The 4,272-nt window shown below is 42.9% G+C and carries 5 protein-coding genes and 1 pseudogene; 3 read left to right on the top strand and 3 right to left on the bottom strand.

Translation table 11 applies throughout. From position 1 onward, the window contains the following. Both BM122_RS22920 and BM122_RS26435 read left to right on the top strand, forming a co-directional pair. Positions 1 to 118 (top strand): transposase domain-containing protein (locus tag BM122_RS22920; RefSeq protein ID WP_143083577.1); only part of this gene is annotated, 118 nt, incomplete at its 5' end. Positions 119 to 206: 88 nt separating this feature from the next. Further along, the gene (locus BM122_RS26435) at positions 207 to 515 is read left to right on the top strand and encodes a 3TM-type holin (RefSeq protein WP_083398637.1); all 309 of its coding nucleotides are present in this window, start codon (positions 207 to 209) and stop codon (positions 513 to 515) included. Positions 516 to 615: 100 nt separating this feature from the next. Here BM122_RS26435 and BM122_RS20450 read toward each other — a convergent pair whose 3' ends face one another. Then, positions 616 to 2,100: a tyrosinase family protein gene (locus tag BM122_RS20450; protein WP_074907420.1), complete on the bottom strand. Its 1,485-nt coding sequence runs from the start codon at positions 2,098 to 2,100 to the stop codon at positions 616 to 618. Positions 2,101 to 2,661: 561 nt separating this feature from the next. Beyond that, complete coding sequence (locus BM122_RS20440; protein ID WP_074907417.1) at positions 2,662 to 2,955, bottom strand: hypothetical protein; 294 nt, start codon at positions 2,953 to 2,955, stop codon at positions 2,662 to 2,664. Between the two features lie 212 nt (positions 2,956 to 3,167). Between BM122_RS20440 and BM122_RS20435 the strand changes: the two genes are divergently transcribed. Next, a complete protein-coding gene (locus BM122_RS20435; RefSeq protein WP_218152198.1) occupies positions 3,168 to 3,638 on the top strand; it encodes a LexA family protein in 471 nt (156 codons plus the stop codon). Between the two features lie 365 nt (positions 3,639 to 4,003). On the opposite strand, the pseudogene BM122_RS24610 reads toward BM122_RS20435, so the two are convergent. Further along, positions 4,004 to 4,272: pseudogene (locus BM122_RS24610) on the bottom strand (IS701 family transposase); the annotation flags it as partial.

Raw genomic sequence — 4,272 nt, 5'->3', positions numbered from 1 at the left:
CCCATCTGAATGGCTCAAAGATACGCTCCTTAAACTTCCCGCCTGGCCTAATAACCGTATCGATGAATTGTTACCCCTGACACCGGAGTTCATTACATCACTAAGTCAGAGAGAATGACAGGTGGTGCCGTTGAGCGCTTACTATCATTAATAAAGTTCTTAATTTGATACTGAATTAGAATGAACGGGCGCGGGCTAGGGAACAACTGGAAGGGGATCTACAGAAAGCAATAAACCAAGCAGCGGCGGATCAACGTGAAATCAATAAAATTGAGGCGGCTAGTTTCTCTGTTTTTGTGGCTGGCTGGCGCCCTGCTCTGGGATGGTGCTGCGTATTAGAATGCTTTTGGGCTTTCATTGCTCAACCCTTCATGCTTTGGATTGTGCAGGCATTTGAGCTGCCGTTTAAGACGCTGCCGGATATTCATACTGACTACCTCCTAGAGTTGGTATTGGCTATGCTCGGATTGAGCGGGGTCAGAATGGTCGAGAAGATCAAGGGCGTTGCAAAGTGAATTTGCAGTTTGCGCTAGATTTGAGGTGCTTGATTAACTTCCTCTAATTTAAAGAGGTTACAAGTTTATCGCTTGTAACCCCTTTTACATTTATATTGTTTTATTTCAGTGTCTGCAAAGTTACCTTCTCTATAGTTACGACACCTTTTTCTGGACCGTACGTCTTGACCACAGAAATATCGAAGCTTTCTGAATCAATTTTAGCTGCCACCAATTCATCAGTGATGTCGTATCTAAAGGTGTGAGTGCCACCTTTCACTTGTGGATCATTGACGAAAAACGATATTGTACCGACAAAATAGTTTTCCATTGCTTGTTTGCTGGTTGGTTCAATATCTGCGGGAAGACCGACAAACACATCATAGTGACCTTTGGAGCTTTCTTTATAACTTGCGGTTACCTCCAGAATAAGGCGTGATTTGCTGGTTTCCAATAACATGGGTTTTAATGCGGTACGTGCATTGATATGTAGTTTTGCTGGATTGTTATGCTTTACCTCTATCTCGGGCTTTGTCGATACTAGAACGCTTTCATGCAATAGAGGAGCTTTAGCTTTGGCCGCTTCAGCTGCTTTAAGTTTTGGTCGTTCGTCGTATTGATAGTTTATCGAAGAAATATCAGCTAGCACTTCTGGCATCGAAAACTTTACTTCTGCAGAGGTAAAGTCGTTAGAGGTTTTTTCTATCTTAAAAAAATTATATGGCCATTGTACTGACTCGAGCTGAGCTAAAGTGATGTTGGCATTATCAACTAAATAATTTTGGTACAGCCTATCCACATTTGAGTGGTGTAACCAGAAGATGGGATCAAAGCCGGCGCTAGGCACCTCCGCCATCATGCCACAGCCTTTGCCACAACCTGGATCGTACTCATCATTTACAACGGTGTTGTAAATGGGATTAAATGTACCATCTTGACCGCCAATATAGACATGCATAAAACCATGCAAGCCTTGATTCAGCTGATCGTTAAATGTCTCATAATCATGAATCTGATTGAGTTGTCTAAGATATGCCGATATTCTGGCTTTAGCCACGTCATCAATCGGCTTGCCCTTATTTAGGGAAATTCGACGTGATTCTTCATACAAGCTTCCACCATCAGCTGCCTGGAATTCCTTCGGCATTATGTAGTTGCTGCCGTAATTCCAATAAGGAATGGCAAATTTGGAATCACCGGAAACTTCGCGAATAATGCTCTCGAAATAAATTAAGAACATTCTGTGCCAAGGCAAAAAATGAATATCTGAACTAGGACCCGTTGAATTATGCGATGCACAATTTTCCCAGCCAGCAGATAAAGCCGGAGAACTCTTGGTATAAGAGGGACATAAAGGATTTTGTTCCAAATAAGTGCCAAACGATACATCTGGAGTCCAATGCATAGCGCCTTGGTAATACCAGCTAATAGGATCTTTACATCCTCTCTCTTTCAATACAGTTATAGCCTTGCGCATGGAGGCTAATGCTTCCTGCCCTTGGGGCGTATGTGCCTCGTACCTGGTGTAGGTTTGTTGTGCTTCAGCCTGCTCCAGACCGGTGATGGATAGCAACCCAGCTGCTATCATTGATAAACCTTTTTTCATGGCTACCTTTCAAAATTATTAATATTCTTTATTAAATGGATGTTAATGCGAGGCTATGATTTGCAGAATAGATGTCTCTTAATAGAGACAGCCCTTAACCGCGCCTGATGCTACAACAAATTATTGAAATTCTATGGCTAGAAAATATGTGTAATTGCATAAGTAATTCGCATTGACAAACAATAAAAAATCATTTTGCCAGGTATTCCGGCAAATCAAAGCATTGAAACGACCGTTATCAAAGTGCAAAGAATAGAGTTATATACGTTGGTGTTTCTCCTTTCCGCCAGTGAATCTGAACCACGAGACGAAAGAGGCATTTCTGAAACGCTTTACAGCGCAACAGAGGACAGTCTCAACAGCGGATTAGATCAGGTGTGGCAAGACTTCGAGAAATTGAAGATATACGCCTGGGATTTGACTGAGAGGTGCAAGCCTAGGTTTGAGTTGGCTGATTGATCGCAGCAAGCTCCTGTTTCCTCTGTTCAAGCTTTCTTTTTGAAAGCATGATCCATAAATTCGTTTAATTAAAAAGCCGCCTTGCTGGCGGCTATTCTTTAGTTATTTATGAACTACTACTTTTACATCTTCGAGTTTGAGTTCAGAGCCCCATACTTCCAGTGCTTTTCTTTTAACATCTTCAATGTCTTCACCGTGTATATTGTGAGCTTCTTCTCTCTCGACATACTCGCCAGAGCCGGTCATTCCAGTGTACCTAGCTATCCAGCCTTCGGTTGTATGGAATAATTCTAAAACTTTTTCTTTTTTTTCAGTGACATCTCCTAAAACAATATTGTCACACATGACCAGCCTATTTTTTTCCTCTACATTATAAAAAATATTACGTCTAAACATTTTTTATCCTCCTTTTATCCCATGCTTCTCTTGATCGGTATGAACTGAAAATCTTTGTAACGTAGTTTGATATTCGGCACTGGGGACACATAGCTGTTGATCAGTGTGGAGCGTAGATAAGCCAGAACTAAATATCCGCACATTTTGTTACAGTGTTATTCTTCAAATGAGTGTTTTATGCTGTCGACTTCATCATGTACTAGAGACTCGTCTTGACCACCATCGTTCCCTTGGTAGATACGAGCAAATCGACACTGCCCCGCTTACATCGAGCCAAGCTTGACTCTGCCCCTTGTGCAATGCCGTTATTGCGGTATCGAATACCTGTTGGGTTTCCATCTCCCGCAGAGGGTTATGCTGAGAAAGGTCTGGATATAAATGATTATCTGGTACGCAATAAAGCATCGACCTACTTCTTTCGTATCATGGGTGATTCCATGATGGGGGCCCATATCTACAATGGCGATATGCTGGTGTTTGATCGCTCAATCAAACCTAAACACGGGCATATCGTATTGGCCGTGATAAACAATGAATATACTGTTAAGCGGCTGTATGCCTGCAATGGTTTGATAGAACTGCACACTGAGAGTCCAGCATATCCACCTATCCGTTTCCATGAAAATGATGAATTGGAAGTGTGGGGAGTTGTAGTGGGAGTGGTGGCTCGCTTTATCGTATAATCATGTCTACTGACATCATTTCTGTCAGTTATAAAGATCGATCTAGACACCTAAAAAATTAAAGCTATTTAAGATCTGATGTTACGCAGCCTTTAACTTTTGTAACTCCGCATAGGCCTATTGGGTTGCCTTAATATATAGCTTCGCCCGCAGGGCAAATGGTTGGCCTTATGCTTGATCTTCAAACATTCCAGCTTAAATACGGCGTAAATGGACATGAACACGTGGTTACCTTGCGTGGTTACCGTCCGGGTCGGCGACTTTGCTAGCGCCGCATTGGATTTCAACGACTTGTGGAACGCTTCGACTTTCCACCGTTTTTTGTAGATTGCTGCTACTTGTCCACCTTCGCAGAAGAGGCTACTCTAAACCAGATTCAACATGCCGGTGCTGCCGTCCTTGTTCGTAAAGACCCGCCGTAGCAAAAGTACTTCCCGGTCGAAGCCTTTCAGCCAGCCGCGCACTGCCTGCTGATCCGATAACGCCAGTTCGCTTACCTTGACGAAATGGCCTTGTTGTTTCTCTTCCAGCGTCAGCGCTATCTGCCGATTATCCTTCAACGCCGCTACGAAATGCTTACCTGAACGCAGTACCGCTTCAAAGTTCTCTGTCGCCGCGAACCAGATATCGAATA

The sequence above is a fragment of the Nitrosomonas communis genome, from assembly GCF_900114745.1.
GTDB classification, from domain to species: Bacteria; Pseudomonadota; Gammaproteobacteria; order Burkholderiales; family Nitrosomonadaceae; genus Nitrosomonas; species Nitrosomonas communis_A.
This window is presented reverse-complemented; position numbering and strand designations above follow the sequence as displayed.

Bases quoted from the DNA above. Each gene is read 5' to 3' on its own strand.
- BM122_RS20440 (WP_074907417.1), bottom strand. From the start codon at position 2,955: ATGTTTAGACGTAATATTTTTTATAATGTAGAGGAAAAAAATAGGCTG.
- BM122_RS20450 (WP_074907420.1), bottom strand. From the start codon at position 2,100: ATGAAAAAAGGTTTATCAATGATAGCAGCTGGGTTGCTATCCATCACC.